Here is a 25,491-nt window from a genome sequence, read left to right as displayed (position 1 = left end):
TCCCAAAAAAAATATTGCAATTTTAGTATACACCCAAAAAACATTCATGGCGTCATACCCCTAAATCTATCTTGAGTTGTTTTGGTTAAGGGGTACACTACATGCTATGTTCCAAAAATGCTAGATGCACATTTATTGGCATCCACCTGTGAATCCGGTAGCGTCAAATTCTGTTTGTACAGCACCTTGCAAGGCTCCATTGGTCAATTGGATGACCAAGTTGTTCCTGCCACTGCCGTCGCGTTTTGGCGTACAATATTCAAAGAGGTAAAAACTATTGGCCTGTTCGGAAACTTGGGCGGATATTTGGTTAAAGGTAGTTTCCAATTCAGAGGCATTGGCTGCAACCACGCTGGCTGTTTTGCCAACTTCTGCTAAAATCTCACTGTCTATTTCGGCCCCTAATCCTATGGTAAAAAAAGAAATGTTGGGGTTGGCATTTTGTACGGCGTTTAAGGCGCGTTCCTCTGTAAATCTTGATGCTTGGTCCGTTCCATCCGTAAATAGGACCACAGATGCCGCTCCAATGGTTTCACTCTGTATGTTGGTGCGGATAAAGTTTTCCGCAATATCAGTGGATTTAATGATGGCACCGTATAAATCTGTAGATGGGTCATTGCTAATATCCTCATCAATAGCGGCAACTGCTGCGGTAAGTTCTGCAATGGAGGAGGTCAATGGATTCAATAAATGCAATTTGTCCTCGCCATCAAACCAATAAATGGCCATCTTTGAAGACTCGTTCTCCGGGGTGGGCATTACATTGTTAATGAAGCTGGTTGAAGCCGCTTTTAGTTCTTCCAAACTGCCCTCTAAAACCGAATTGCTCAAATCCAACACTAAAAGGGTGTTATTGCTAAATACTTGTGAGTTTGGTGATATTCTAGCAAAGGATTCCGATGAGGATATGGGGTTAAAACAGTCATCATTCCTTCCTTGTTCAAAAATTCGAAACTGGTCTGCGGTCAATCCTGAAACTGGGTTTCCGGATACATCGGTCACCTTAAATAGGATGGATACCTTGCCTGGTGGCTCCCTAAATTGCTCTTGTATGGAGAGTAAAAGGTCATTATCGCCAAAACCAAGACAGTCATCTGCAAGTTCTCCCTTGCCCAACTCTCCTTGGTTGAGCTGAAAGTTGACATCATCATCTGCATTGCCACAAGAATGCAAAACAACTGTAATCACTAGGGAAAATATGGCAAGAAAGGTATTTTTCATTATCCTCTATTTATGGGTTCTGTCTGCTTAACGTTGCTTTTGGGATTCTAGTATAAAGCTCCTACGTATTGCCATTAAAAAAAAGTTAAAGAAAAATACCTTTTGTTAAAATAACACAGTCGACCTCTTAAATTGGTTAATTTCATCAAAGCTAAATGTAAGCATATGTCAACATATCAACTAAAGGTGAACGGTGCCCAAAAATCCGTAACGGTAGATGCGGATACCCCCTTGTTGTGGGTATTACGTGATGAACTGGGGCTTGTAGGCACCAAATACGGCTGTGGTATTGGTCAGTGCGGGGCCTGTACGGTCCATGTGGACGGTATGGCCATGCGTTCCTGTTCCATGACCCCAAGCCAGGTAGAGGGAAAGGAGATTACCACTATAGAAGGTCTTTCCAAAGATGGCACCCATCCCGTTCAACAAGCTTGGAAGGAAGTGGATGTGCCACAATGCGGCTACTGCCAGGCTGGACAAATTATGACCGCATCGGCCTTTTTGGAGCAACATCCAAATCCCTCCGAAATAGAAATCAAGAACGCCATGCACGGTAATATTTGCCGTTGTGGTGCATACAACAGAATATATACGGCAGTGGAAAAAGCTGCTAAAAGCAGTTAACAAGCACAGTACCCATGTCAGATAAGCCCATAACATTCAGTAGAAGGTCGTTTATGCGTACTTCGTCTTTGGCAGGTGGCGGAATGCTCATCGGCTTTAATTTGTTCCAAGCATGTAAACCGTCGGTAAAACCACCGATTGACCTTTCCAACTTGGATTACAATGATTTTAATGCTTTCATCAAAATAGCCAACAACGGAGCGGTGACCATTTTCTCCCCAAACCCTGAAATTGGACAGGGAGTTAAAACGGCAATGCCCATGATCATTGCAGAAGAATTAGAGGTGGCTTGGAAGAATGTTTTCGTAAAACAAGGCATTCTGGACACCAAATATTATACCCGTCAGGTAGCCGGGGGTAGCCAATCCATTCGTCATGGTTGGGATGCCTTAAGGCAAACAGGTGCCACGGCAAAACAAATGTTAGTCAATGCCGCGGCGCTCCGCTGGGGAGTGGATGCCAACGATTGTAAGGTAAGTGAGGGCGTGATTACCAGTCCCACCGGAGATACACTGGGCTACGGGGAGGTGGTGAATGAGGCGGCACTGTTGGAAGTTCCAGAAGAAGTAAGCCTAAAAGAGACAAAGGACTATACCATCATAGGTACCGAAACCGTAAATGTGGATATCGATGGCATCATTACCGGAAAACCCTTGTTTGGTCTGGATTATACCAAGGAGGGAATGGTGTTTGCCGCAGTGGTGAGACCACCGGCATTCGGACAAAAATTAAAATCCTTTGACTATAGCGAGGCAAGAAAAATACCAGGGGTCATCGATGTCATCAAAATTGGAAAGAAGGTCCAGGGACTATTGGAAGCTGATCCAAGTTTTGGCAGCAAGATTTCCCCAAGCGATAAAATTGCGGTCATTGCTAAAAGTACCTGGCAGGCGATGAAAGCAAAAAATGTCATTAAAGCGGAATGGGAGGATGATACATTTATGGAAAGTACCGCGGACCATGATAAAAAGTTGACCGATTTGCTGGATGGTACCCAATGGGAAAACCGGCGAAAGGATGGTGATGTCAATAAGGCCTTTAAGGAAGCGGATACCGTAATCGAACGGACCTATGAGTCGCCTTTTCTACCCCATAACTGCATGGAACCCATGAATTTCTTTGCGGATGTCACAGCTTCCAAAGTGCATTTAGTAGGACCAATCCAAACCCCGGAATGGAAGGCCGGGTTGGTGGCTAAAATGTTGGAACGTGAACCGGAGGATATTTTATTGGAAATGACCCGGATGGGTGGCGGTTTTGGAAGGCGTTTGTACGGGGATTTTGTATTGGAGGCCGCTGAAATATCTGATGCCATTGGTAAACCGGTAAAATTGGTGTACAGTCGTGAAGATGATATGTCCGCAGGGGTGTATCGGCCCGCGATCAAATACAGGATAAAGGCTGCCATCAAGGATGGTCAACTAACCGGCTATCATCTAAAAGAAGCAGCAATCAACGACAATATGTATGGGCTTATCCCCAATTTCTTTCCTGCGGGAGCGATAGCAAATTACCAGGTGGATACTGCAAATTATCAAAGTAACATTACAACAGGAGCATGGCGTGCACCGTATACCAATTTCCTTGCCTATGCCGAACAGAGCTTTTTTGATGAATTGGCCGAAGCCATGAACGTGGATAAAGTACAATTTAGAATTGATTTGTTGAAAAAAGTACAACCAGAGAAGGATGAGCGTATACAATATGATCCGGACAGAATGATTGCCGTGATAAAAAAGGCAGTAGAAAAATCTGGTTGGGGTCAACAGCCCAAAGGGGTGTTCCAAGGTTTTGCCAATTACTATTGCCATAATACGCATGTGGCAGAGGTGGCCGATGTGGTCATTGAAAATGGCAAACCTGTGGTAAAAAAGGTAACCTGTGTTGTGGATTGCGGAATTGTGGTAAACCCTATGGGCGCATTAAACCAAATTGAGGGCGGGGTCATTGATGGGATTGGTCACAGCATGTATGGCGACCTAGCTTTTGAGGGTGGAATGCCCAAAGCCTCTAATTATGACCGATACCGTTTGATACGTATGAAAGAGGCCCCAAAAGTAGAGGTACACTTAATGCAAAATGAGCATTCGCCCACTGGCTTGGGAGAACCTACCCTTCCGCCGGCCGGCGGAGCAGTGGCCAATGCCTTAAAAGCCGCGACAGGACAGCGTATCTATAAACAGCCATTTGCAAAATACCCCGAACTGTTAAAAATAATTGAAGAACCTATAATTGGCTAAATACTATGACCATTTTATTGTTTGGGGTTACCAAGGATATTGTGGGTAGCCCGTCACTTTCCATTCCTTCTGCAAGTGTTACCAATAGGAAAATTCCAAAATCTGTTAGGGAGCTACGTGCGTTTTTAGGAAAATCATATCCAGAACTGAATCAATTGTCATCTTTGGCCATTGCCGTGAACAATACCTATGCCGGGGATGATGTTGAAATTAATTCATACGATGAAATTGCGTTAATTCCACCGGTAAGTGGGGGATAAGACCACAATGACCCATGCTAATAGACAATCATAACAGAACTATAAATTACGTGAGGCTTGCGGTCACGGACCGCTGCAATCTTCGCTGTAACTATTGCATGCCGGCAGAGGGAATCAATTTTGTGAAAAATGATCAGTTGCTGACTATTGAGGAACTTAAATCTGTTGCCTCCATTTTAGTGGGGCAAGGGGTGGACAAAATCAGGATTACCGGTGGCGAGCCTTTTGTGCGTAAAGACTTGATGGTATTGCTGCGTCATTTGGCCAGTCTAAAAGGTTTGAACGATATTTCCATAACCACTAATGCCACCTTGATTGGGCCTTATATTGATGAGTTAAAGGTATTGGGTATCAAAAATATCAATGTTAGCCTAGATGCCATTGATCGGGCCACTTTTGAGCGTGTCACTAGGCGCAACCAGTATGATACAGTTCATGAAAACCTCATACGCTTAATTGCTGAAGGATTTAATGTCCGCATTAATTTTATTGTTTTGGAAGGACAGAACGAACAGGATATCATACCCATTCTAAAAGTCATGAAACACTATCCGGTGGCCGTGCGCTTTTTGGAGGAAATGCCATTTAATGGTGGCAGTAAATCGTTCCAGACCATCAAATGGGACTATAAAGCCATCTTAAAGCACATTACAAATCATTTTCCCGACTATACCTTGCTGAAATCGCCAATAACATCGACCTCCATCAATTATAGAATTAAGGGACACCAAAGTACCTTTGGTTTGATCCCTTCGTTCAGCAGAACATTTTGCGGGAGCTGTAATAGGCTCAGAATTACGGCAACTGGGGATGTCATTACTTGTTTATATGGCAAGCCCAAAGCCAATCTACGTGATTTGGTCAGAAATAGTACGGACGGTAGGGAGGTGGAACAAGCCATTTTAGGAGCGGTGGGCTCAAGGGCTAAAAATGGTTTTGAGGCGCAAGGGGAACATAGCAAGGTTTTTGATAGTTCCATGACTTCCATTGGCGGATAGCCATGTATGTAGTATCATATTTAAACTAAAACAGATAAGATTTGAGCAGCTTATACGGACTTATTTTAGCGGGCGGAAAGAGCACCAGAATGGGGAAGGACAAGGGACTGTTGGATTATCATGGTGTTCCACAACGGGAATACCTTTACCAACTAGCGGATACACATTGCGAACGCACCTTTTACGGTATCCGGTCAGAACAACATCATGCTTTTGATGATGCTACCCAAACCATAGTTGATTTAGACGAATACCGGGGGCCGCTCAACAGTATTCTTAGTGCCCATAAAGCACACAAAGAGGTTGCATGGTTGGTATTGGCCTGTGACCTGCCATTATTGACAGGGAAAGAGGTGGCACAATTGGTCGCTGCGCGTTCTACCAATGGCACTGCTACAGCCTTTGCTACAAAAAAAAGCGGATTGCCAGAACCATTGGTCGCCATTTGGGAACCAAAAGGGCTCCGAGAGGCAATGGCCTATATGAAAACCGCCAAAAGCTCCTGTCCAAGAAAATTTTTAATCCATTCCGATACCAAATTGGTATTTCCAACACAAGATGAAGCCTTGTACAATGCCAATTCCTTAGAAGAATATGAATTTGCAAAATCTAAAACCCAATAAGTACGATGGGCCGGTATAAACGCCACGTAAACCTCAAAGGTTTTGGACAGGCTGCGCAGGAAAAACTAGCCGTGGGCAAGGTTTTAATCGTGGGCCTAGGTGGTTTGGGTGTTCCCGTCGCCCAATATCTTAACGCTATGGGCGTTGGCAGCCTGGGTCTGGTAGATGGGGACCAAATTGAATTAAATAATCTACAGCGGCAGGTATTGTATTCGGAACTGGATGTTGGGCAGCTAAAAGTTAAGGTTGCGAAAGCCAAGCTAAGCGCCCAAAACAGTGAAACGGACATCGCCGTTTACGAAATGTTTCTTTCTGTGGAAAATGCTTTGGATATTATTGCCGCATATGATGTTGTAGTTGATGCGACCGATAATTTTGCGACGCGTTATTTGATCAACGACGCTTGTATGCTTTTGGACAAACCATTTGTTTACGGAGCCCTCCACGCTTTTGAAGGCCAAGTAAGTGTTTTTAACTATTTAAATGGTCCGTCCTATCGTTGTTTGTATCCCAAAGCGCCAAGTGTCCGCGAAATTCCCAACTGCAATGATAATGGTATTTTGGGGGTCTTACCCGGTATCGTGGGAAACCTGCAGGCCTTAGAGGTGGTAAAAGTGCTTTGCGGTATTGGAGAAGTATTAACCGGGAAGCTGTTGATCTATGATGGATGGAGCCAGCGTAGCAGGCAAATCTATTTTAAAAGAAATCCCATATACGCCAAAATCTCAAAACTATCTGAGAATTATGGTTTTAATGGTTGCGAGTCGGTGTCAACCATAGCCCCGGAAATCTTTGCACAGTTACAGGGCAACGTTCAACTTATAGATGTCCGGAATGCAGATGAATTTAATACCGGGCATCGGCTGCCCAATGCCATATCCATTCCGCTTACAGAATTGAAACAAAACAGCAAGGCACTAGATGTGGCCCAAGAAGTGTATCTTATTTGCCAAACGGGTAAGCGTAGTAAAATGGCTTGCCAGCTATTAAAACAATGGTATCCTAACATTAAGGCCACCTCGGTGGAAGGTGGAATGGATGAAATGATGAGGCTATGTCCATAGCTATGGGTGAATTAGTTTTTGTAGCCCTGTTGTTTTTTGGGATTGCGCTATTGTATTCCTCTGTAGGTTTTGGTGGGGGATCCAGTTATCTTGCGCTGTTAGCCCTCTTTTTATCCAGTTTTTTTGTTATTCGTAGTACCGCCTTACTCTGTAATATCGTAGTGGTTTCCGGTAGTTGCTATTTGCTATTTAGAGAGGGATATTTTCTGTTTAAAAAGTTTTTGCCATTTGTTCTTACCAGTGTTCCAATGGCCTTTATTGGAGCCGCTTTCCGGCTAACCGAACGGACATTTTTTATCCTTCTTGGGATTGCGCTTGTTTTGGCGGCCTTCCTTTTAATTCTGCAGACCTTACTGCAAAGGCCGGCTAAGACCCCTAAAATGTATCCGAAGGTTTTGCCTTATGGCTTGGGTGCCGCCGTGGGGTTGTTGTCTGGGCTAGTGGGCATTGGTGGAGGAATTTTTTTGGCACCCATATTACATTATTTAAAATGGGACAAACCCTTGGTTATTGGCGCGCTATCTAGTTTTTTTATTTTGGTAAATTCCATTTCGGGCCTTGGCGGACTGGTTTTTGCGGACACCTTTAAGATCTTGGTTCCGGAAACCGTTTTGCTGGTATTGGCTGTTTTATTGGGTGGACAGATAGGGACAAGGCTGAGCATAAAATCCTTTTCTGCCAAAACCATACGCTTACTTACCGCTGGTTTGGTATTGTTGGTAGGTTTGCGGATATTGCTAAGTAACGGATGATAAAAAACAGATGATAACACATCAAGAAGCTTTGGAAAAGGTATTGGCCCATTCGCAAGGATTTGGAACCATTTCCATTTCTTTGGAACAAGCCAATGGATGTATCTTGGCAGAGCAGGTTATGGCAGATAGGGATTTTCCTCCTTTTGATAGGGTGACCAAAGATGGAATTGCCATAAATTTTGAAGCTTATCATTTGGGTGTTCGTGACGTTCCAATCCAAGAAATAGCCGCAGCGGGCAGTCCACAAAAAACACTTTTAAATGCAACAGCCTGTATTGAGGTAATGACAGGGGCCATGCTTCCCAAAGGAACCGATACGGTTATTATGTACGAACATCTGAATATCAAAGATGGCACGGCCAGCATCATCAAGGAGGTAAAAAAAGGACAGAATATCCACATCAAAGGAAGTGATGAACCTAAGGGGTCATTGGTTTTAGCAGCAGGAATTAAGATTGGTTCAGCAGAAATAGGGGTGCTGGCCTCCGTGGGCAAAGCAATGGTTACGGTGAAAAAAATGCCAAAAGCCTGTATCGTTAGTACGGGAGATGAGTTGGTTGGGGTAGCAGAGGTTCCGGCGCCCTATCAAATAAGAAAATCCAACTCCTACACCCTACAGTCGGCTTTAAAAGAGCAGGGGATACCAACCAATGTCGTCCATATCAATGACGATAAGGCCAATACCGTAAAACAATTAAAACAATTGTTGTTGGATTATGATGTGCTGTTGCTCAGTGGCGGTGTTTCTAAGGGAAAATATGATTATCTACCAGAAGCTTTTGACGCACTTGGCGTAAAAAAGGTGTTTCACAGGGTAAAACAGCGACCAGGTAAGCCTTTTTGGTTTGGAAGGCATGAAACGTTGGCAACTACCATATTCGCTTTTCCAGGTAACCCAGCGTCCACTTTTGCCAATTATCATATTTATTTTTTACCGTGGCTTAACCAATGTACAGGTCTTTCAACTAAACAAGAAATACAGGTCCTTCTGAACAATGACTTTGATAACCCAACAGACCTCACACGTTTTGCACGTGCAAAGGTAAGTGCAGTTTCTGGCAGGCTGCATGCCCAATTGATTGCTGGCAACGGTTCTGGGGATTTAACAAGCCTTACCAAGTCAAATGGCCTCTTGCGTTTTGAGCCTCAAAAAAATTATGGTAAAGGAAGCCAAGTTCCTTTTATCCCAACGAGAAAGCCATTTTTATGACGCACGAACTCAAACGAATTTTGGAAGCCTACTCACAAGCTCAAAAGGCGGGCACCCCATGTGTATTGGCAACCGTGGTACACCTGCAGGGTTCTTCCTACCGAAGGCCCGGGGTACGTATGCTCCTTTTGGAAAATGGTGAAATGGAAGGTGCCGTAAGTGGTGGATGTGTGGAGAAAGAGGTTATGCGGCAGGCGATGTCCGTTTTCACTAACGGTATCGCAAAAATGATGACATATGACGGTCGCTATCGCTTGGGTTGTGAAGGTATTTTACACATTTTACTTGAACCTTTTAAGCTTGATACCCTAGTAGTGGATGCTATTGCGGAAACTATAAAGCAACGGGGAGAAATCGAAATTATCAGTTATTTTGAAAAAAAAGAGACCAGCAACAGGGGTTTTGGTTCCGTCATTCGTTTAAATGATGCGCTTTATGGGTTGCAAAAAGGATTTGTACCCTTCCCCAATGCGCAATTATTCCGGCAACAGCTGAAGCCTTGCCAAAGATTGGTGGTGATAGGGGCGGAGCATGACGCGTTATCCTTGGTAAAAATAACCGCTGCAATGGGGTGGGAGGTGCTGGTCGTTGCAGATGAAAAAGAGGAAAAAACTCTGGATAATTTTCCAGGTGCCCAAGCGCTGTTTTCCCAAGATACCAAGTTGTTGGACATGCCGTTGGACACAGAAACGGCAGTAATTGTCATGACACACAGTTATGCAAAGGATTTTCTGTATTTATCGGCCTTAAAGGATGCTGAGCTAGCCTATATTGGCTTGCTGGGACCGGTAAGGCGTCGGGAAAAATTATTTCATGAACTGATTGAAAAGACAGCTGATATTTCTCCTGAGTTCTTGGACCGTATTCAAGGGCCAGCGGGATTGGATATTGGAGCGGAAACCCCAGAAGAAATTGCCATTGCGATTATTGCCGAAATATTGGCCGTTACCCGAAACAAAACCCCAGCCCCATTGAAGAACAAAAAAGGAAACATTCATTAGTGGACAATCGCATAGCCATATTGATTTTAGCAGCAGGGGAATCTAGCCGTATGGGCCGTCCTAAACAGTTGCTTCCATGGAAGGATGCTACTTTATTGGAGCAGGCTATCGGAACGGCAAAACAAGTATCAAAGGACGTTTTTGTAGTGCTTGGTGCCCATGGCGACCTGATTGCTGAAGCCATTAAAAACGAACCGGTCAGTATAATTAACAACAAAAAATGGTCCAATGGACTTGGCAGTTCCATATCTACGGGAATATCAAAAATTCCATTGGATAACTTCTCTGCTGTACTGATCATGTTGGCCGATCAGCCGTTGCTTTCCGTTTCCTTCTATAAACAAATGATTACGACCTTTACTTCTAACCCTTGCCGTATCGTGGCCACCCAATATGATATAAAGGTGGGGGTACCTGCCATATTTGCTGTTAATTTGGCAACGGAATTAATCCAATTGCAACAGGATATTGGCGCAAGGTATATCATCAATACATACAAAAAAGAATGCATCGTTTTGAATCCAGAAGGTACATCAGTGGACATAGATACACCATTGGATTATCAAACCTATCGACCAAAATAAACGTAAAAATGAAAGACCTTAATTTTCCGGTTTCCTTTGAATTTAAAATTGGTACTATTTCCAATGATTTTGTGGCTACGGATGCAAGTGGAGCCACTTTAGCCTATGTTCGGCAAAAGCTGTTTAAATTCAAGGAAGCGATTGATGTTTTCTCGGATACCACTAAAACAGAAGTGAACTACCGCATAAAAGCGGACAAATGGATAGATTTTTCCACAGCGTACCTGTTTACGGATGATAAAGGGAATAGATTGGGGAAAGTTGCCCGCAAAGGCTGGGCGTCTTTATGGAAGGCTCATTATCAAATCATTGATGACAAAGAAAAACTGCAATATACCATTCGTGAGGAAAATACCTGGGTAAAGGTAATGGACGGTATTTTTGGACAAATTCCAATCCTAAGTATTTTTACGGGATATATGTTTAACCCCAGTTATTTGGTGACGGACCTGCAGGGCAAAGCAATGTTTCGCCTTAAAAAGGAAGCTTCGTTCTTTGGTAGGCGTTTTAGGGTAAATCAACTCCACGAGACCGATTCCGATGATGACCACAGGATTATGCTCAGCCTCATGATGATGGTGCTGTTGGAGAGACAACGCGGTTAGCGGCCCCGATCGTTTGGCTTGGTTTCCCTTCTTGCAAAAGACCTTTCTGCGGTTTCTTGAAAAATACCACAGGCAATTTGCTTTCGGACCAAGGAGGGTCGTCTTTTTTTGGCCAAGGCCTCTATGTTTTGGTTTAGATATTGCATCGTATTATTAACGCTCTTCATTAGGTTCTATTGTGTAATGCTGAACGTCATAATCCAAAAGCAACCTACTTTTGATATGCTCGGCGATGCCCATCCAGTTCATTTTTAAGATCAACGCTGCCGTTGGTTTATTGTCCTCTTCTATGGCGCTAACAATGGCCTCGTTTTGCTGGTCTGCCTGTTCGTAAAACTTAGGGTCGGTAATCAATAATTGTTCATAAAACACAATGCGGGTTTCCAACTCCTTGATGATGGAAATCAATAGTTGGTTGGGGCAATTGGAAATTAAGCAGTCATGGAAACGAACCCTTGATGCTAACCTTGCCGTTGGGGTGATACTTGCTTGCCATGTTAAAAGTTCGCGTTTTAACTGTCCAACAACTTTTTGGTCAAAAGTGGTTTGTTCCAAAGCAAGGACTTCCAATTGGGCAACGGTTTCATATAGGTTAGTGGCTTCCTGAAGGCTCAGTTCCGGAATCAAAAAACCCCGGTTGGGAACGGCAACGACAATTCTAGACTGTTCCAACTGGCTCAAGGCCTCACGGATGGGGGTAACGCTAATCCCTATTTCCCTGGCAAGCTTCGCTAAATTAATGGTTTTGCCAATTCGCAGTTCCTGTCGCCTTATCTGTTCCAACAAGTGCCGCTTCACTTGGTTTCTCAATACTTTAGTACCCGCCATATAACATCGTATACGATTTAAAACTACAATAATTCCGCAATATTGCCTTATATTTCCAACTAAAACCCAATAAGATTTATGACTGCACGTATTTTAATAGTCCTAATTATGCTAGGTAGTTTCTTTTCCTGCAAGCAGGAAAAAGTGGAGCTAAAAGCGGTTGATCCTTACCGAACCCAATTATTTAAAGACGTACAATTGGCAGCCCTGTATAAAGATTCCAAAACCTTCGTGGATTTAGTGCCCAAAAAATCATATACGATTTTGGAATCGGAATATCTAAACGCTAAGGATAATGCTGATTTTGATTTAAAGGCCTTTGTAGAAGCTAATTTTGAAGATCGCTCCATGGCATCGCTCAACATTAAAACGGATACCACCAACACCATGTATGAGCATATAGAACAGATGTGGGACAAGTTGACCCGGGGGCCTGATGTGGCCTTATTGAACGCTTCCCGGATTCCGCTGCCAAAAAAATATGTGGTTCCCGGTGGACGCTTTCAAGAAATCTATTATTGGGATAGTTATTTTACCATGGAGGGTCTCCTTGCCGCAGACAGGCATGACCTTGCCAAAAGCATGGTGGACAACTTTGCTTTTTTAGTTGATTCCATAGGTTTTATACCAAATGGTACAAGAGATTATTACCTATCGCGTTCGCAACCGCCTTTTTTTTCCATGATGGTGGTCGCCCTAGCCCAAAACCAACAAGAACTTATGCTACCGTATTACCAAAGTTTGGAAAAGGAATATAACTACTTTATGAAACATGAAAGCATTGATAGGCCTTACTGGGCAGACCGGCATGTGGTACAAATGAGCGGTGGAGGCCTTATGAATAGGTACTACGACACCGCAAACACCCCTAGGCCAGAGGCTTATAAAGAAGACATCCATTTGGCCAAAGAGGTAGAAAGCCTTGCTAAAAAAGCCCAACTGTACCAAGATTTGCGATCTGCAGCGGAATCTGGTTGGGATTTTAGTTCTAGATGGTATGCTGAGGATGAGAATTTTTCCAGCACAAATACCACGGCAATCTTACCCGTTGACCTAAATTGTTTACTGTACAATTTGGAACATACGCTGGAGCAAATAGCAGTTTTAAACCAAGATATGGAGTCAGCGGTCCACTATGGTAAACGAGCCGCCCTGCGAAAGGAATTAATCAACGCCTATTTGTGGAACAAGGAAAAGGCATATTATATGGATTTTAATTTTCAACGAGGGCAAAGTACCGATGAACTTACCTTGGCGGGAGCTTATCCACTATTTTTTGGCATCGCCACCCAAGACCAGGCAGCCATGGTAAAGGATAAATTGATGCATGTTTTTTTAAAGCCAGGAGGTTTGGTCACCACCCTAAAACATTCTGGCCAACAATGGGATGCCCCCAACGGTTGGGCACCCTTACAATGGATTGCTGTAAATGGGCTCTTAAAATATGGGTACGTGGAGGAGGCTAAGGATATCATGCTGCGCTGGCTTGCCCTTAACGAAAAAGTCTATAAGGATACTGGTAAAATGATGGAAAAATACAATGTTGAAGACCTGACACTGCTGTCCGGCGGCGGGGAATATGAAACACAGGATGGTTTTGGTTGGACCAATGGGGTGGCATTGGGTTTCAGGAAACTATTGCAACAAATGAAGGAACGAGGGTACTAAGAGCTCGCATTTCGTCGATCGTTGGCAAAAAACAACACTAAAGGCAAAATATTCACGTTAGGCAGTTGAATTTTAATTGTATTCAACCATGAAACGTATTTCTTTTTATTTATCCATAGCGATAACCGCCCTCTTTATTTCCTGTAGTGATGATGCTGCGGAAGATACTATGGAGATTGTTGAGGAGCCAACGGGTTTCTCTGCAGAGCTACAAACCATTTTAACTACGGATGACGTATCAAGTGCCGTAGATGATGCACTTGCCCAATTATTTATTGGTGGAAGCACTTCCAATAAAGGGGTAAACGATTGTTATAGCGCAGACTATACGGACGCAGGATTTACTGCCACGTTCAACAACTGTGTCTTAAATGGCAGCGAGAATATCAATGGAACGCTAAATATACTGTATAGCTTTACAGGCAACGAAAATGAATATACCGTTACCTTCAGTGAATTTTTTGTGGGCACCACGAAAGTGGATGGCTCAAGAAAAGTTACGTTGAACACGACGGATTTGGAGCAAGGGCTGTCTTACAGCATAGCTAGCAATATCACGGTAGAGGAAGAAAACGGTCGTATCATCACAGAATCTGGAAATAAGCTGTTTCAGTTTATTTTTGCCGAGGGAGAAGATACTGTTTGGAACCTTTCTGGCAATTGGACGGTAACCGTGGATAATGACACCTATGTGATTGGAGGCAATGTGTCCAAACCGCTTAATTGTGAATACTGGGCTTCAGGAAGTATGGCCATTGGTAAAAACGGAATAGATTTGGATGTTGATTTTGGTGACGGAACGTGTGATGATGAAGCATTATTGACCTATCCCGATGGAACCACAGAGACAATCCAGCTATAAAGCCCTAAACAATACATTTTAAAAGCCCTGGAAACAGGGCTTTTTTTATATCCAAGAATTTAATATCCTACCTTTTTCCTTACCTTTCCTGTACAATTAACCAAAAAGTACAGGAATGAAAAAAGTAACCCACGTTCTACTGCTCACTTGTGCCATTTTAAGCACAATGAACCTAATATCCCAAGAGAAAACAAACAATGATATATACAGCGGGCTTTCCTTTAGAAATATAGGTCCCGCGCTAACTTCTGGTCGGATTGCGGACATTGCCATTCACCCGCTGAATGAAAGTATATGGTACGTGGCCGTAGGTTCTGGGGGTGTCTGGAAAACAATGAATGCCGGGACAACCTTTGAGCCAATATTTGATGGGCAAAGCAGTTATTCCATAGGCTGCGTCACCATTGACCCAAGCAACCCAAGTACAATTTGGGTGGGAACGGGAGAAAATGTTGGGGGAAGGCATATTGGTTTTGGAGACGGAATCTACGTAAGTCATGATGCTGGACAGACCTGGAAAAATAGGGGACTTAAAGCCTCCGAGCACATCTCAAAAATTTTGGTGCACCCAGAGGATTCCAACACCATTTTTGTCGCCGCCCAAGGCCCACTATGGAGTAAGGGAGGTGAACGTGGCTTTTATCGTTCGGAGGATGGTGGTAACACTTGGAGCAAAACCCTTGGCAATACGGAATGGACAGGCGTTACGGATATGCTTATGGATAGTGAAAACCCAGATGTCCTATATGCCGCGACTTGGGATAGACACCGCACCGTAGCTGCCTACATGGGTGGTGGACCGGGTTCTGGACTGCACAAATCCACTGATGGGGGTAAGACTTGGACAAAACTTACAACAGGATTGCCAACCTCAAATATGGGCAAAATTGGACTGGCCATGTCCTATTTTGACCATCGCACGCTATACGCTGCCATAGAACTGGATAGAAAAAAAGGTGGCGTTTACATGTCCACCAATGGAGGTGCCTCTTGGACCAAACAATCCGATGCTGTTTCTGGCGGGACGGGACCGCATTATTACCAGGAATTGTATACATCACCACATCAAGAGGGAAAATTGTACCTGATGAGCAATTACACCCAAGAATCTGATGACCACGGCAAAACATTTACTTTTTTAAATGAGGATAAAAAGCACGTGGATAGTCATGCCGTAGCTTTCAAAAACAGTGACCCCAACTATATCCTTTTTGGTACGGATGGTGGCCTATATGAATCCTATGACGGTACAAAAACATGGCGATATTTTGATAATTTACCAGTAATTCAATACTACAAGGTAGCCGTAGACGATACAGCTCCATTCTACAATATTTATGGAGGCACCCAAGATAATGGTTCTCACGGTGGTCCCTCAAGAACCACCCGGGCCAACGGTATTTTAAACCAAGATTGGTGGATTACATTAGGGGCAGACGGTCACCAATCTGCCGTAGAGCCTGGAAATCCAGACATTACCTATGGAGAGTTCCAACAGGGTTGGCTATGGCGCGTGGATCAGACCACGGGGGAAACCGTCTTTGTGCAGCCGCAGCCCGCCGATGGGGACCCACACGAACGCTTTAACTGGGATGCCCCTATTTTGGTAAGCCCCCACAATCCCACTCGTTTGTATTTTGCCTCTTACAGGGTCTGGAAATCGGAAAATAGGGGTGATGACTGGCAAGCCATTTCAGGGGATTTGACCCGTAATGAAGAACGTTTTAGCCTTCCCATTCTTGGCAAACAACAAAGTTGGGACAATGCTTGGGATGTTGGTGCAATGAGTGTATATAACACGATAACTTCCCTAGCGGAATCCCCTGTACAAGAAGGTTTGCTGTATGCAGGTACCGATGACGGTATATTACAGATTTCTGAAAATGGAGGTGCTAGTTGGAGAAAAGTGTCGTTGGGAAACATCAAGGGTGTTCCGGAACGGGCATTCGTTAATGATGTTAGGGCAGATTTGTTTGATGCCAACACCGTATACTTGGTGCTTGATAACCATAAGGAAGGGGATTACAGGCCATTTCTGTTAAAAAGCACGGACAAAGGGGCAAGTTGGTCCTTTATAAATGGTAACCTTCCCAAAAAACTTCTCACGTGGCGCATCGTACAAGACCATAAACAAAAGAACCTTTTGTTTGCGGCTACGGAATACGGGGTGTACTTCACTAAAAATGGCGGAACCATTTGGACGCAATTAAAAAGTGGCCTGCCCACAATTTCCTTTAGGGATATCACCATACAACGTAGGGAGGACGATTTGGTGGGTGCCTCTTTTGGGAGAGGGTTTTTTATTTTGGACAATATTGCACCCTTGCGGGAGTACGATGCGTCCAAATCCAACGAAGTACAATTTTTTGGGACCAAACCTGCTTATAGATACGTTCCAAGGTCAGCGGTCTATGGACAGGGAAATAACGAATATGCAGCTAAAAATCCTGATTTTGGGGCCGTTTTCACCTACTACCTCCCAGAAAAAATGGAATCCTTAAAAGAACAACGCATAAAGACAGAAAAAAAATTAACAGAACAAAATGCCAATATTCCTTTTCCAGGCTGGGATGCCCTTGCCAAGGAATCACAGGAAGATGCCCCCGCTATGCTACTAGTGATAAAAGATGGGAAAGGCAACCTTATCAATACGGTGAAAGGTAAAACCTCCAAAGGCTTTAATCGTGTTGCTTGGGACCTCACTTACGCAGACCGAACCGGTGTCCCGTTAAAAGCACCAAAAACCTCCGATGGGGATGAATTTGAAGGTTCTCCATTTATGGTAACACCAGGTACGTATACCGCCACATTGTACAAAGCCGAGGGGGGAATCCTTACCGCTTTGGCAGAACCAAACACCTTTGAAGTAAAAAACCTGAAAGAAGGTGCCCTGCCATCCAAACCAGATGAAGAAATAGAGGTCTTTAGGACAAGGTTCCAAGAATTTCAACAAAATCTAATGGCTACCAATACGGCCATAGAAATGGCTTCTGCTAAATTAAATGCCATGCAACGGGCATATCAACAGGCCCAAAAACCCAGTATCGCATTGTTTTCTGCCATTGGTGATGCCAGAAAAACCCTAAACGGAATACAGGAAGTGATGTCCGGTAATCCTGCCAAGAATGAGGTAGGGGAGCGCAATGCCCTATCACCACAGGACGGTTCATTTATTGGTTATGCTGCCTTAAGCAATACATATGGGCCTACGGAAAACCACAAAAAAGCATTTACAAGGGCGGAAAAACAGCTCAAAGAACTAAAGGATAAAGTAAGCATGTTGGTGAACACCGCCATACCCGGTTTGGAAACCCAGCTCAAGGAAGCGGGCGCGCCTTGGATAGAGGGGCAGGGGTTGCTTAAAAATTAAGGTTTTATACTTGTGGGCAATTCAAAAACCTCCAGTTTAAAATAAGGCACGGCTGCGAGTATATGATCAAAAATATCTGCCATGATATACTCGTAGTTTTGCCACCTTTTATCACTGCTAAACGCATAAATTTCCAGCGGTATGCCCTGCGGTGTTGGGGGCAATTGACGGGTCATCAGTATCATTTCCCCATTGATCGCACTATGGGACTCCAGGTAGCTTTCAATATACTTCCTAAACACCCCAATATTGGTTAGGTTTCTACCGTTGATCAAGAGGCTTTTATCTATATGGTTCCCATCATTAAAAGCTGTTATTTTAGACTGGCGATCGTTGAGATACTCTGTGATCAATCCTATTTTTCTGAGTTGATCTACATCAGCTTTTGTTAAAAACTTGATGTTTTGCTGCCTTAGGATCAAGGCTCTTTTAATACGGCGTCCACCAGAATTCTGCATTCCCCTCCAGTTTTTAAAACTGTCAGAAATAAGTGCGTACGTAGGGATAGTGGTTATGGTCTTGTCAAAATTCTGGACCTTTACCGTAGCCAAATTAATTTCAATGACATCCCCATCTGCACCATATTTTTCAAAAGTGATCCAGTCCCCAATCCTAACCATGTCGTTGATACTAACTTGAATGCTCGCCACAAAACCAAGAATGGTATCTTTAAAAATCAGCAACAATACGGCAGATAGCGCACCGAGCCCCGTTAGAAACTTCCAGATTTGGGTGTCTGTTACTATGGCCAAAATGGTCATCAGGCCGGCAGCCCAAGCAAAAATCATGAATACTTGGATATAACTATCTATAGGTTTGTCCCTATATCTTGGCAGCGTACGCAGATAGTCATGCACAGTGCGCAACAGGCTTCTAATAAGGCGTAAAATTAAAAGGACCGTGAGTACCTCCAAAAGTTTTACGGCTATGAGCTCCGCAAAGGCAAAGTCATATAAGGCCAAGGGCACCAATTTAAATGCCAGCGCAAGGGGTAGGATGTGCGCTAAAAAGCGCGGCAGCCTATTGGTAACGGCCAGGTTGTCAAAATTAGTTTTGGTACGTTTGGCAAAGCGCGCAGATAGGTACCGGATTACCTTCCAGGTCACGTAATCCAAAACCCCTACGACGATGAACAGCAGTAAAAGCAAAATCCCAGCATTGATGTAGGCCGCATAGTCCGTAGAAACCCCTTGTTGAACCAAAAAATTATATAGGGCATGGCCCCATTCTTTATTGTTCATATGTATCATTTTACGCTAGACGTCAACAATATTGCCAAACTATATACTGAGGCCAAATTGTCGTATTATTGTGCTGATGCGTCAACAACCAAAAAACCGGCTATACATTATACTGGCCTTTTTTGCCATTTATGTCATTTGGGGCTCAACTTATCTTTGGAACAAGTTGGCCGTTGCTGAGTTACCTCCGTTTATGCTGGCAGCCATCAGGTTTGTCACCGCTAGCCTTATCATATTCCTAATCGCCAAACTTACCGGAAAAACACTGGCCATTTCCAAAAAACAATTGCTTAATGTAATTTTTGTGGGCTTTTTGTTTTTATCCATAGGAAATGGTTTGGCCGTTTGGGCCTTAAAATATATCGATTCCGGTTTTGCCGCTTTGCAAATATCTGCCCAGCCATTGGTCATTCTTTTAATGATGTGGGCAATTCAGGGCAAACGCATCCAACCCATGTCCATGGTTGGCGTTGGATTGGGCATGGTAGGCATTTATCTTTTGGTTGGACAAAAGGAGGTGTTGTCCCAGCAAAACGCCGTTGCAGGGATGATCATGATATTTATCTGTATGCTTAGTTGGGGCTATGCTAGCATTTTTGTGGGAAAGGCAGATTTGCCCAAAAATTATTTTGTAAACACTGGGTATCAAATGTTGACCGGCGGACTCCTATTGGCAGTGATGAGCATTGCATTGGGTGAGCCTTGGAGCAGTCCTTTGGATTGGAGCCACAAAACACAGGGCGTAATGGCTTTATTGGTGATTTTTGGAAGTATTCTGGCCTTTACCGCTTTTAATTATCTGTTGAAGGCGGTCTCACCTGAAAAAGTAGCCACTTCTACCTATGTTAACCCAATTGTGGCCTTATTGCTGGGTTGGTATTTTTTGGAAGAACAAATTACCCTACAATCCGGTATTGCAGCGGTTATCTTATTGACCGGGGTATACTTTATCAACACAAAAAAGAAAATGGTCCTTTTTAGGAGATTTAAAAGATAGCCTATAAACAACATTGATGGTTTGGATATAACCTATACTGGTGTACAGCCATTTTTATACTCATTGGTTCGTAGCAATGACCACGCAAACATCACTGCTCACTAAATTGTATTTTTACAGGAATAGCCTATGGTCTAATTTGTTAAATAATAACTATTGATGATCAATAGGTACTCATTCAAAATAACAATGGTTAGCAGCAAGGACAGCTGTAGAAAAACCATTAAATAGGTTTGGGAACCAATCTGATTATCCATTAAAATACACTCTTATGAAACATGTCTTTTATTTAGGAACGGCCATTGTCTTACTGTTGGTAAGTTCCTGTGGTGCAAACAAAAAAACAACCTTATCGGACCAAGAAATTGAAGCGTTTACCTCAAAAATGGAAGGGGCAAAAATTCACTTTGTCGCCAATGTGGCCAATCCTTTGGGAACACAGGCGGTAAATTCGGTCATCAATTCCGGTCTTCTACCCCCTGGAAGCAACGTAGGCCGTATTGACCTTATTGGCATATCCAATTTCTTAAAGATACATGGGGACTCTGTTTCCGCAGATTTGCCCTATTACGGGGAAAGGCAATTTGGGGGAGGGTACAACACTACCAATATTGGAATAACTTTTGACAATGCAGAAGTAATGACCAACCTGGAATTTGACTCCAAGAAAATGGCCTACCGTCTCCAATTCCAGGCAGATGCTGCCGCAGAGAATTATACGGTCAATGGCTGGCTTTATCCCAATGGAAAGGCTACGATATTTATCAATAGCTCCCAACGCAATACCATAGGGTATATGGGAACGTATACGGTAAAATAAGTTTTAGGACGCAGTGCGGTCAACAATAATCTGGGCTTGGAAACTTATATTTTCAAAGGAGTAGCATTCGCTGTATTTTTGTAGCCACCAATCAGTTTTAGCTAAGGAGTTAGAAGATATACAAGCAATATGAAAAATAAAACCACATGGATTACATTGCCAATTATCCTTGCTTTGGGATTCTTTTGGTCCTGCAAGGAAAAGGAGAAAAATACATTGGAAACGGTCATAACATATGATGAACCCATTTCCAATTTGCCTGTAGACCGCCTTAAGCTTCCAGAAGGATTTCATATAGCGGTGTATGCAGATAGTATTGAAGGAGCGCGTTCCATGGCCATGGGAACGGACGGAACTTTATTTGTGGGCACCAGAAATGAAAACAAGGTGTATGCCATTCAAGACCGTGACAAGGATAAGCGTGCAGATCATGTCATTGTTTTGGACACTACATTGGAGGTCCCCAACGGGGTGGCCTTTAGGAATGGTTCGCTCTATGTTGCCGAAGTGGGCAGATTGCTACGTTACGATAGTATAGAGCAGCATCTAGACATGCCACCAAAGCCTGTGGTGGTTTATGATGATTATCCTACGGAATTCCATCATGGTTGGAAGTATATCGCTTTTGGACCGGATGACAAGTTGTACGTGCCTGTGGGCGCTCCTTGCAATATTTGCGATTCCACGGTAACGGATAAGCGCTACGCCAGTATTACACGTATGGATCCGGACGGGAGCAATAGGGAAATCGTGGCCCATGGGGTCAGGAATTCCGTTGGTTTTACATGGCATCCTAAAACTAAGGAACTTTGGTTTACGGATAACGGCAGGGATATGATGGGAGATGATATTCCACCGTGTGAGTTAAACCGAGTGACGGAGCTAGGACAGCATTTTGGGTATCCTTTTTGTCATGGGGGCAATATCTCGGACCCAGAATTTGGAAATCAAAAACCCTGTACCGATTTTGTGGCACCCGTTCAAAATTTAGGTGCACACGTTGCACCACTAGGAATAAAGTTTTATGAGGGTACCATGTTTCCTGAAACGTACCAAAACCACGCTTTTATTGCTGAGCATGGTTCTTGGAACCGTTCCAAAAAAGTAGGCTATAAAATATCCATGGTTACCCTAAAGGAGGATAAGGCCGTTGCCTACGAAACCTTTTTGGAAGGCTGGTTGGATGACGAGAGCCAGGAGCGATGGGGCAGGCCGGTGGACCTCCTTTTTTTGGAAGATGGTTCCATGCTCATTTCGGATGATTTTGCCGATGCAATTTATCGGGTTACCTACACACCGCCGCAAATGGTTGCCAAACGTTAAAATAGTACCGATAGGCGTGCAAGGCCATATAATCTTTGCTTATCTGCATTAAGATTGTACCTTTGTAACTCTTCGACAATGAGGTGCTGCCAAGTTCAATTGGTTACAGTACGTTATCGGATTAACATAAAGCGAACACTAAATTAGTATATGGGAAGATCACAACAGACCTACAGTAAAAGCGAGAGAGAGAAAAAACGCATTAAAAAGCGTGAGGAAAAACAAAAAAAGAAAGATGCAAGAAAGGCGGAGGCTCGCGAAGGTTCTGGTGGAATTCCAATGGCGTATGTTGATTTTAACGGAAATTTAGTGGATACCCCGCCAGATCCGTCGATGAAAGTAGAGATTGAGGCCGAGGACATCGTCTTGGGCATTCCTAAAAAAGAGGAAGGAGACGAAGAGGAGTTTGATCCCGTGCGTACCGGAAAGGTTTCTTTTTATGATAGTTCCAAAGGTTTTGGATTTATTATCGATGCGGAAAACAATGAAAAGTATTTCTGCCATGTTAGCGGTCTAATTGATGAGATAGCCGAAAACGATAAGGTAACGTTTGAGTTGGAAAGAGGGATGAAGGGAATGAATGCCGTAAAGGTTACCCTGGTCCAATAATTTGTAAACTTCGGATAAACACCATATTCCTACAAAGGTTCATCCTGGTTGCATCGATGCTTTTTCTGCGGTAATAAACTTAGATAATATAGCCGCCTATTATCTTTAGAAACAGCATGCGTCTTTTAACATCTTTTTTATAGCGCACAAAGGGCTAATAGTTTTACTTTGTTTAATTATTTTAAAAAATATTTAAACAATATGAGATTTTCCCGGTTCATCTGCCTTGCTATTTGTTTCACATTACTTTTCGGCGCCCATGGCCAAGTGAGCACCTCGCTTCTGGGAACCGTTACGGATGAACTAGGGGAACCCATCATTGGGGCATCCGTTTTTCTGGAAGGTACGGAATTGGGTGCCCAAACCGATTTTGATGGCGCCTATGAAATCACCAACGTTTCGCCCGGGTCTTACAACATCGTGGTTAGTTATTTGGGCTATGAATCACAGACAAGGTACAACGTAATCGTACGTTCCAAGGGCACCCCTTCGTATAATTTTGTTTTAAAAGAAACGGCCCAACAATTAAATGAGGTCACGGTTTCCAACGCCAACCGCATCACAAGGCCAAGGGAAACGCCACTTTCGACACAAACCCTTTCCGCAGTGGAGATTGCCACCTATCCCGGTAGTAATAATGATGTGGTACAAGTAGCACAGACCCTGCCTGGTGTTTCTCCCTCCATTGGGGGCTTTAGAAACGATCTTATCATACGGGGCGGTGCCCCCAATGAAACCGTTTACTATCTGGATGGCATGGAAATTCCAAACATCAACCATTTTGCTACCCAAGGTAGCGCAGGCGGACCCGTTGGACTCATCAATGTTTCGTTTATTGAAAATGTTACCCTATCTACATCAGCATTTAATGCAAGGTATGACAATCCCCTCTCCGGAGTGCTGCAATTTAAGCAACGCAATGGCAATGACCGTAATTTTGCCGGTAATTTTAGGGTAAGTGCCAGCGAGGCCGCATTAACATTGGAAGGACCGCTCTTTAAAAAAGAAGGGGAAGTCTCCAAAACCACCTTTTTGGCATCCGTTCGCCGTAGTTACTTACAATTTCTTTTTGAAGCTATTGGCTTGCCCATAAGGCCTGACTATTGGGATTATCAGTATAAAATCAACCATGAAATCGATGCGTTCAATACCATTACTTTTTTGGGGGTAGGATCTATAGACGATTTTTCCGTGGCCCCACCAGAGGAGTTTGATGAGGAACAACAGGCAACTTTGGACCAGGCCCCGTTTATTGAGCAACGAACCAATACCATGGGGGTAAGCTGGCGTAACCGCTTTAAGAATGGGAAAGGATTTATGCTCACTACGTTGAGCAACAACACCTTGAACAATGAGTTTACGCGCTTCTCGGACCCCGTTAATGAAACTGGCGTAATTTTTAGTAATGACGCCAGGGAATCAGAAACAAAATTACGGTACGAACTGACCCAATTTTCTGGAGATTGGAAGCTCACCTCAGGTTTTAACCTGCAACATTCAGCATATACCAACGCCACCACCGATGTGCGGAACAACCTTAGTTTCGATACCGCCATCGATTTTATCAAATACGGCATCTTTGCCAATGCCACCCGGTCGTTCCTAAATGAAAAATTAGATATATCCCTTGGTTTTAGAATGGATGACGATAGCTTTACCCAGAATGAGACTTTGCTAAGCACCTTTTCCCCAAGACTTTCCGCATCCTACGAATTTGCAAAGGATTGGCGCCTAAATGGTTCCGTAGGCAGGTATTTTAAACTGCCCCCTTACACCATTTTGGGCTTCCGGGATGCCAACAATGAATTGGTGAACCAGAATGTGGATTATACCCAAAGTGACCATTTGGTGCTAGGATTACAACACTACCTTTCCCCTTCAAGTAACCTTTCTTTTGAAGGCTTTTACAAACGATATGAGGATTATCCGGTTTCCGTCCGTGATGGGGTGTCCTTGGCCAATAAAGGCGGTGGGTTTGAAGTATTGGGAAGCGAACCTATTGAAACCGTGGGTAGGGGAAGGGCCTATGGTGCGGAATTACAATTTCAGCAAAAGTTTTACAATAATTTCTATGGCATTTTTTCCTACACCTGGTTTTATAGTGAGTTTACCGGCTTTGATCGGGAAACCTTTCTGCCCAGCGTTTGGGATAGCCGTCATCTCATTTCATTCGTTGGGGGCTATAAGTTTAAGCGCAACTGGGAATTTAGTGCCAGGTACCGCTTTGCGGGAAGCACCCCTTTTGTGCCAACGGATCAAACGGCCACCCTGGCCAACTATCCAGAAGTAATCTTGGATTATTCGCGGCTTGGGGAGGAAAAACTGGCCATATTTAGCCAGTTGGACGTACGGTTGGATAAAAAGTGGAATTTCAACAAGTTTGCCTTCGACCTCTTTTTTGAGGTACAAAACGTGTTGTCGCAAGATATTCCAAGCCCGCCTGAATTTGGCCTAAACCGAGACGCCATGGGGATGATCGTACAACCCCAAAGCTTGGTGGCCCTAGAAAACGGTGGGGGACAGCTTATACCAAGTATTGGGATTGTGGTGGACTTTTAGTTTTTTCACGTCCGTAACGTCTAAAGAAC

The 25,491-nt window shown here is 43.7% G+C and carries 23 protein-coding genes; 19 read left to right on the top strand and 4 right to left on the bottom strand.

What is annotated here, in order from left to right; translation table 11 throughout:
* Positions 1-132: 132 nt before the first annotated feature.
* The gene (locus I595_RS01690; RefSeq protein WP_054557654.1) at positions 133-1,221 is read right to left on the bottom strand and encodes a vWA domain-containing protein; all 1,089 of its coding nucleotides are present in this window, start codon (positions 1,219-1,221) and stop codon (positions 133-135) included.
* A gap of 165 nt (positions 1,222-1,386) precedes the next feature.
* Between I595_RS01690 and I595_RS01685 the strand changes: the two genes are divergently transcribed.
* The 11 genes from I595_RS01685 to I595_RS01635 are packed head-to-tail and all read left to right on the top strand — an operon-like array spanning position 1,387 to position 11,185.
* Positions 1,387-1,845: a (2Fe-2S)-binding protein gene (locus tag I595_RS01685; RefSeq protein ID WP_054557653.1), complete on the top strand. Its 459-nt coding sequence runs from the start codon at positions 1,387-1,389 to the stop codon at positions 1,843-1,845.
* Between the two features lie 14 nt (positions 1,846-1,859).
* The gene (locus I595_RS01680; protein ID WP_054557652.1) at positions 1,860-4,085 is read left to right on the top strand and encodes a xanthine dehydrogenase family protein molybdopterin-binding subunit; all 2,226 of its coding nucleotides are present in this window, start codon (positions 1,860-1,862) and stop codon (positions 4,083-4,085) included.
* A 5-nt stretch (positions 4,086-4,090) separates the two neighbouring features.
* The gene (locus I595_RS01675; protein WP_054557651.1) at positions 4,091-4,345 is read left to right on the top strand and encodes a MoaD/ThiS family protein; all 255 of its coding nucleotides are present in this window, start codon (positions 4,091-4,093) and stop codon (positions 4,343-4,345) included.
* A 14-nt stretch (positions 4,346-4,359) separates the two neighbouring features.
* Positions 4,360-5,343 carry a GTP 3',8-cyclase MoaA gene (gene moaA, locus I595_RS01670; RefSeq protein WP_083467458.1) on the top strand — a complete coding sequence of 328 codons (984 nt, stop codon included), beginning with the start codon at positions 4,360-4,362 and terminating at the stop codon, positions 5,341-5,343.
* A gap of 41 nt (positions 5,344-5,384) precedes the next feature.
* On the top strand, positions 5,385-5,966 hold the full coding sequence (gene mobA, locus I595_RS01665) for a molybdenum cofactor guanylyltransferase (RefSeq protein ID WP_083467457.1): 582 nt from the start codon (positions 5,385-5,387) through the stop codon (positions 5,964-5,966).
* A 5-nt stretch (positions 5,967-5,971) separates the two neighbouring features.
* Positions 5,972-7,030 carry a HesA/MoeB/ThiF family protein gene (locus I595_RS01660; protein ID WP_054557648.1) on the top strand — a complete coding sequence of 353 codons (1,059 nt, stop codon included), beginning with the start codon at positions 5,972-5,974 and terminating at the stop codon, positions 7,028-7,030.
* A gap of 2 nt (positions 7,031-7,032) precedes the next feature.
* On the top strand, positions 7,033-7,782 hold the full coding sequence (locus I595_RS01655; protein WP_245628204.1) for a sulfite exporter TauE/SafE family protein: 750 nt from the start codon (positions 7,033-7,035) through the stop codon (positions 7,780-7,782).
* 10 nt (positions 7,783-7,792) lie between these two features.
* Positions 7,793-8,995: a molybdopterin molybdotransferase MoeA gene (locus I595_RS01650; protein WP_054557646.1), complete on the top strand. Its 1,203-nt coding sequence runs from the start codon at positions 7,793-7,795 to the stop codon at positions 8,993-8,995.
* Positions 8,992-9,996 carry an XdhC family protein gene (locus I595_RS01645; RefSeq protein ID WP_054557645.1) on the top strand — a complete coding sequence of 335 codons (1,005 nt, stop codon included), beginning with the start codon at positions 8,992-8,994 and terminating at the stop codon, positions 9,994-9,996. The genes I595_RS01650 and I595_RS01645 overlap by 4 nt, the downstream gene beginning before the upstream one ends.
* Positions 9,996-10,580, top strand: a complete 585-nt coding sequence (locus tag I595_RS01640; protein ID WP_157449621.1) for a nucleotidyltransferase family protein — start codon at positions 9,996-9,998, stop codon at positions 10,578-10,580. Before I595_RS01645 ends, I595_RS01640 begins: the two co-directional genes overlap by 1 nt.
* A gap of 8 nt (positions 10,581-10,588) precedes the next feature.
* Positions 10,589-11,185 carry an LURP-one-related family protein gene (locus tag I595_RS01635; protein WP_054557643.1) on the top strand — a complete coding sequence of 199 codons (597 nt, stop codon included), beginning with the start codon at positions 10,589-10,591 and terminating at the stop codon, positions 11,183-11,185.
* Here the strand turns inward: I595_RS01635 and I595_RS17280 are convergent.
* The gene (locus I595_RS17280; RefSeq protein WP_157449620.1) at positions 11,182-11,352 is read right to left on the bottom strand and encodes a hypothetical protein; all 171 of its coding nucleotides are present in this window, start codon (positions 11,350-11,352) and stop codon (positions 11,182-11,184) included. The genes I595_RS01635 and I595_RS17280 overlap by 4 nt on opposite strands.
* Positions 11,339-12,013: a GntR family transcriptional regulator gene (locus tag I595_RS01630; protein ID WP_054557642.1), complete on the bottom strand. Its 675-nt coding sequence runs from the start codon at positions 12,011-12,013 to the stop codon at positions 11,339-11,341. The genes I595_RS17280 and I595_RS01630 overlap by 14 nt, the downstream gene beginning before the upstream one ends.
* Positions 12,014-12,091: 78 nt before the next feature.
* Here I595_RS01630 and I595_RS01625 point away from each other — a divergent pair, with 78 nt between their 5' ends.
* The 3 genes from I595_RS01625 (at position 12,092) to I595_RS01615 (ending at position 17,913) form a co-directional block, all read left to right on the top strand.
* The gene (locus tag I595_RS01625) at positions 12,092-13,681 is read left to right on the top strand and encodes a trehalase family glycosidase (RefSeq protein ID WP_245628203.1); all 1,590 of its coding nucleotides are present in this window, start codon (positions 12,092-12,094) and stop codon (positions 13,679-13,681) included.
* An 88-nt stretch (positions 13,682-13,769) separates the two neighbouring features.
* The gene (locus I595_RS01620; RefSeq protein WP_054557640.1) at positions 13,770-14,543 is read left to right on the top strand and encodes a hypothetical protein; all 774 of its coding nucleotides are present in this window, start codon (positions 13,770-13,772) and stop codon (positions 14,541-14,543) included.
* A 115-nt stretch (positions 14,544-14,658) separates the two neighbouring features.
* Positions 14,659-17,913 (top strand): WD40/YVTN/BNR-like repeat-containing protein, encoded by a 3,255-nt coding sequence (locus I595_RS01615; RefSeq protein WP_054557639.1) that lies wholly within the window; start codon positions 14,659-14,661, stop codon positions 17,911-17,913.
* On the opposite strand, the gene I595_RS01610 is transcribed toward I595_RS01615, so the two are convergent.
* Entirely contained in the window at positions 17,910-19,154 is a 1,245-nt protein-coding gene (locus tag I595_RS01610) for a mechanosensitive ion channel family protein (protein WP_054557638.1), read from the bottom strand. The genes I595_RS01615 and I595_RS01610 overlap by 4 nt on opposite strands.
* A 76-nt stretch (positions 19,155-19,230) precedes the next feature.
* Here I595_RS01610 and I595_RS01605 point away from each other — a divergent pair, with 76 nt between their 5' ends.
* The 5 genes from I595_RS01605 to I595_RS01585 all read left to right on the top strand — a co-directional run bounded on the left by I595_RS01605 (position 19,231) and on the right by I595_RS01585 (position 25,462).
* Complete coding sequence (locus tag I595_RS01605; RefSeq protein WP_054557637.1) at positions 19,231-20,151, top strand: EamA family transporter; 921 nt, start codon at positions 19,231-19,233, stop codon at positions 20,149-20,151.
* Between the two features lie 271 nt (positions 20,152-20,422).
* Positions 20,423-20,971 carry a DUF4251 domain-containing protein gene (locus I595_RS01600; RefSeq protein WP_054557636.1) on the top strand — a complete coding sequence of 183 codons (549 nt, stop codon included), beginning with the start codon at positions 20,423-20,425 and terminating at the stop codon, positions 20,969-20,971.
* A 129-nt stretch (positions 20,972-21,100) separates the two neighbouring features.
* Positions 21,101-22,294 (top strand): PQQ-dependent sugar dehydrogenase, encoded by a 1,194-nt coding sequence (locus tag I595_RS01595; protein ID WP_054557635.1) that lies wholly within the window; start codon positions 21,101-21,103, stop codon positions 22,292-22,294.
* A gap of 150 nt (positions 22,295-22,444) precedes the next feature.
* A complete protein-coding gene (locus I595_RS01590) occupies positions 22,445-22,903 on the top strand; it encodes a cold-shock protein (RefSeq protein WP_054557634.1) in 459 nt (152 codons plus the stop codon).
* A 201-nt stretch (positions 22,904-23,104) separates the two neighbouring features.
* Positions 23,105-25,462 (top strand): TonB-dependent receptor, encoded by a 2,358-nt coding sequence (locus tag I595_RS01585; protein WP_054558007.1) that lies wholly within the window; start codon positions 23,105-23,107, stop codon positions 25,460-25,462.
* Positions 25,463-25,491: the final 29 nt, after the last annotated feature.

This window comes from Croceitalea dokdonensis DOKDO 023, assembly GCF_001306415.1.
GTDB classification, from domain to species: Bacteria; Bacteroidota; Bacteroidia; order Flavobacteriales; family Flavobacteriaceae; genus Croceitalea; species Croceitalea dokdonensis.
The sequence above is the reverse complement of the archived record's forward strand: the minus strand, read 5'-3'. Positions and strand labels throughout refer to the sequence as shown.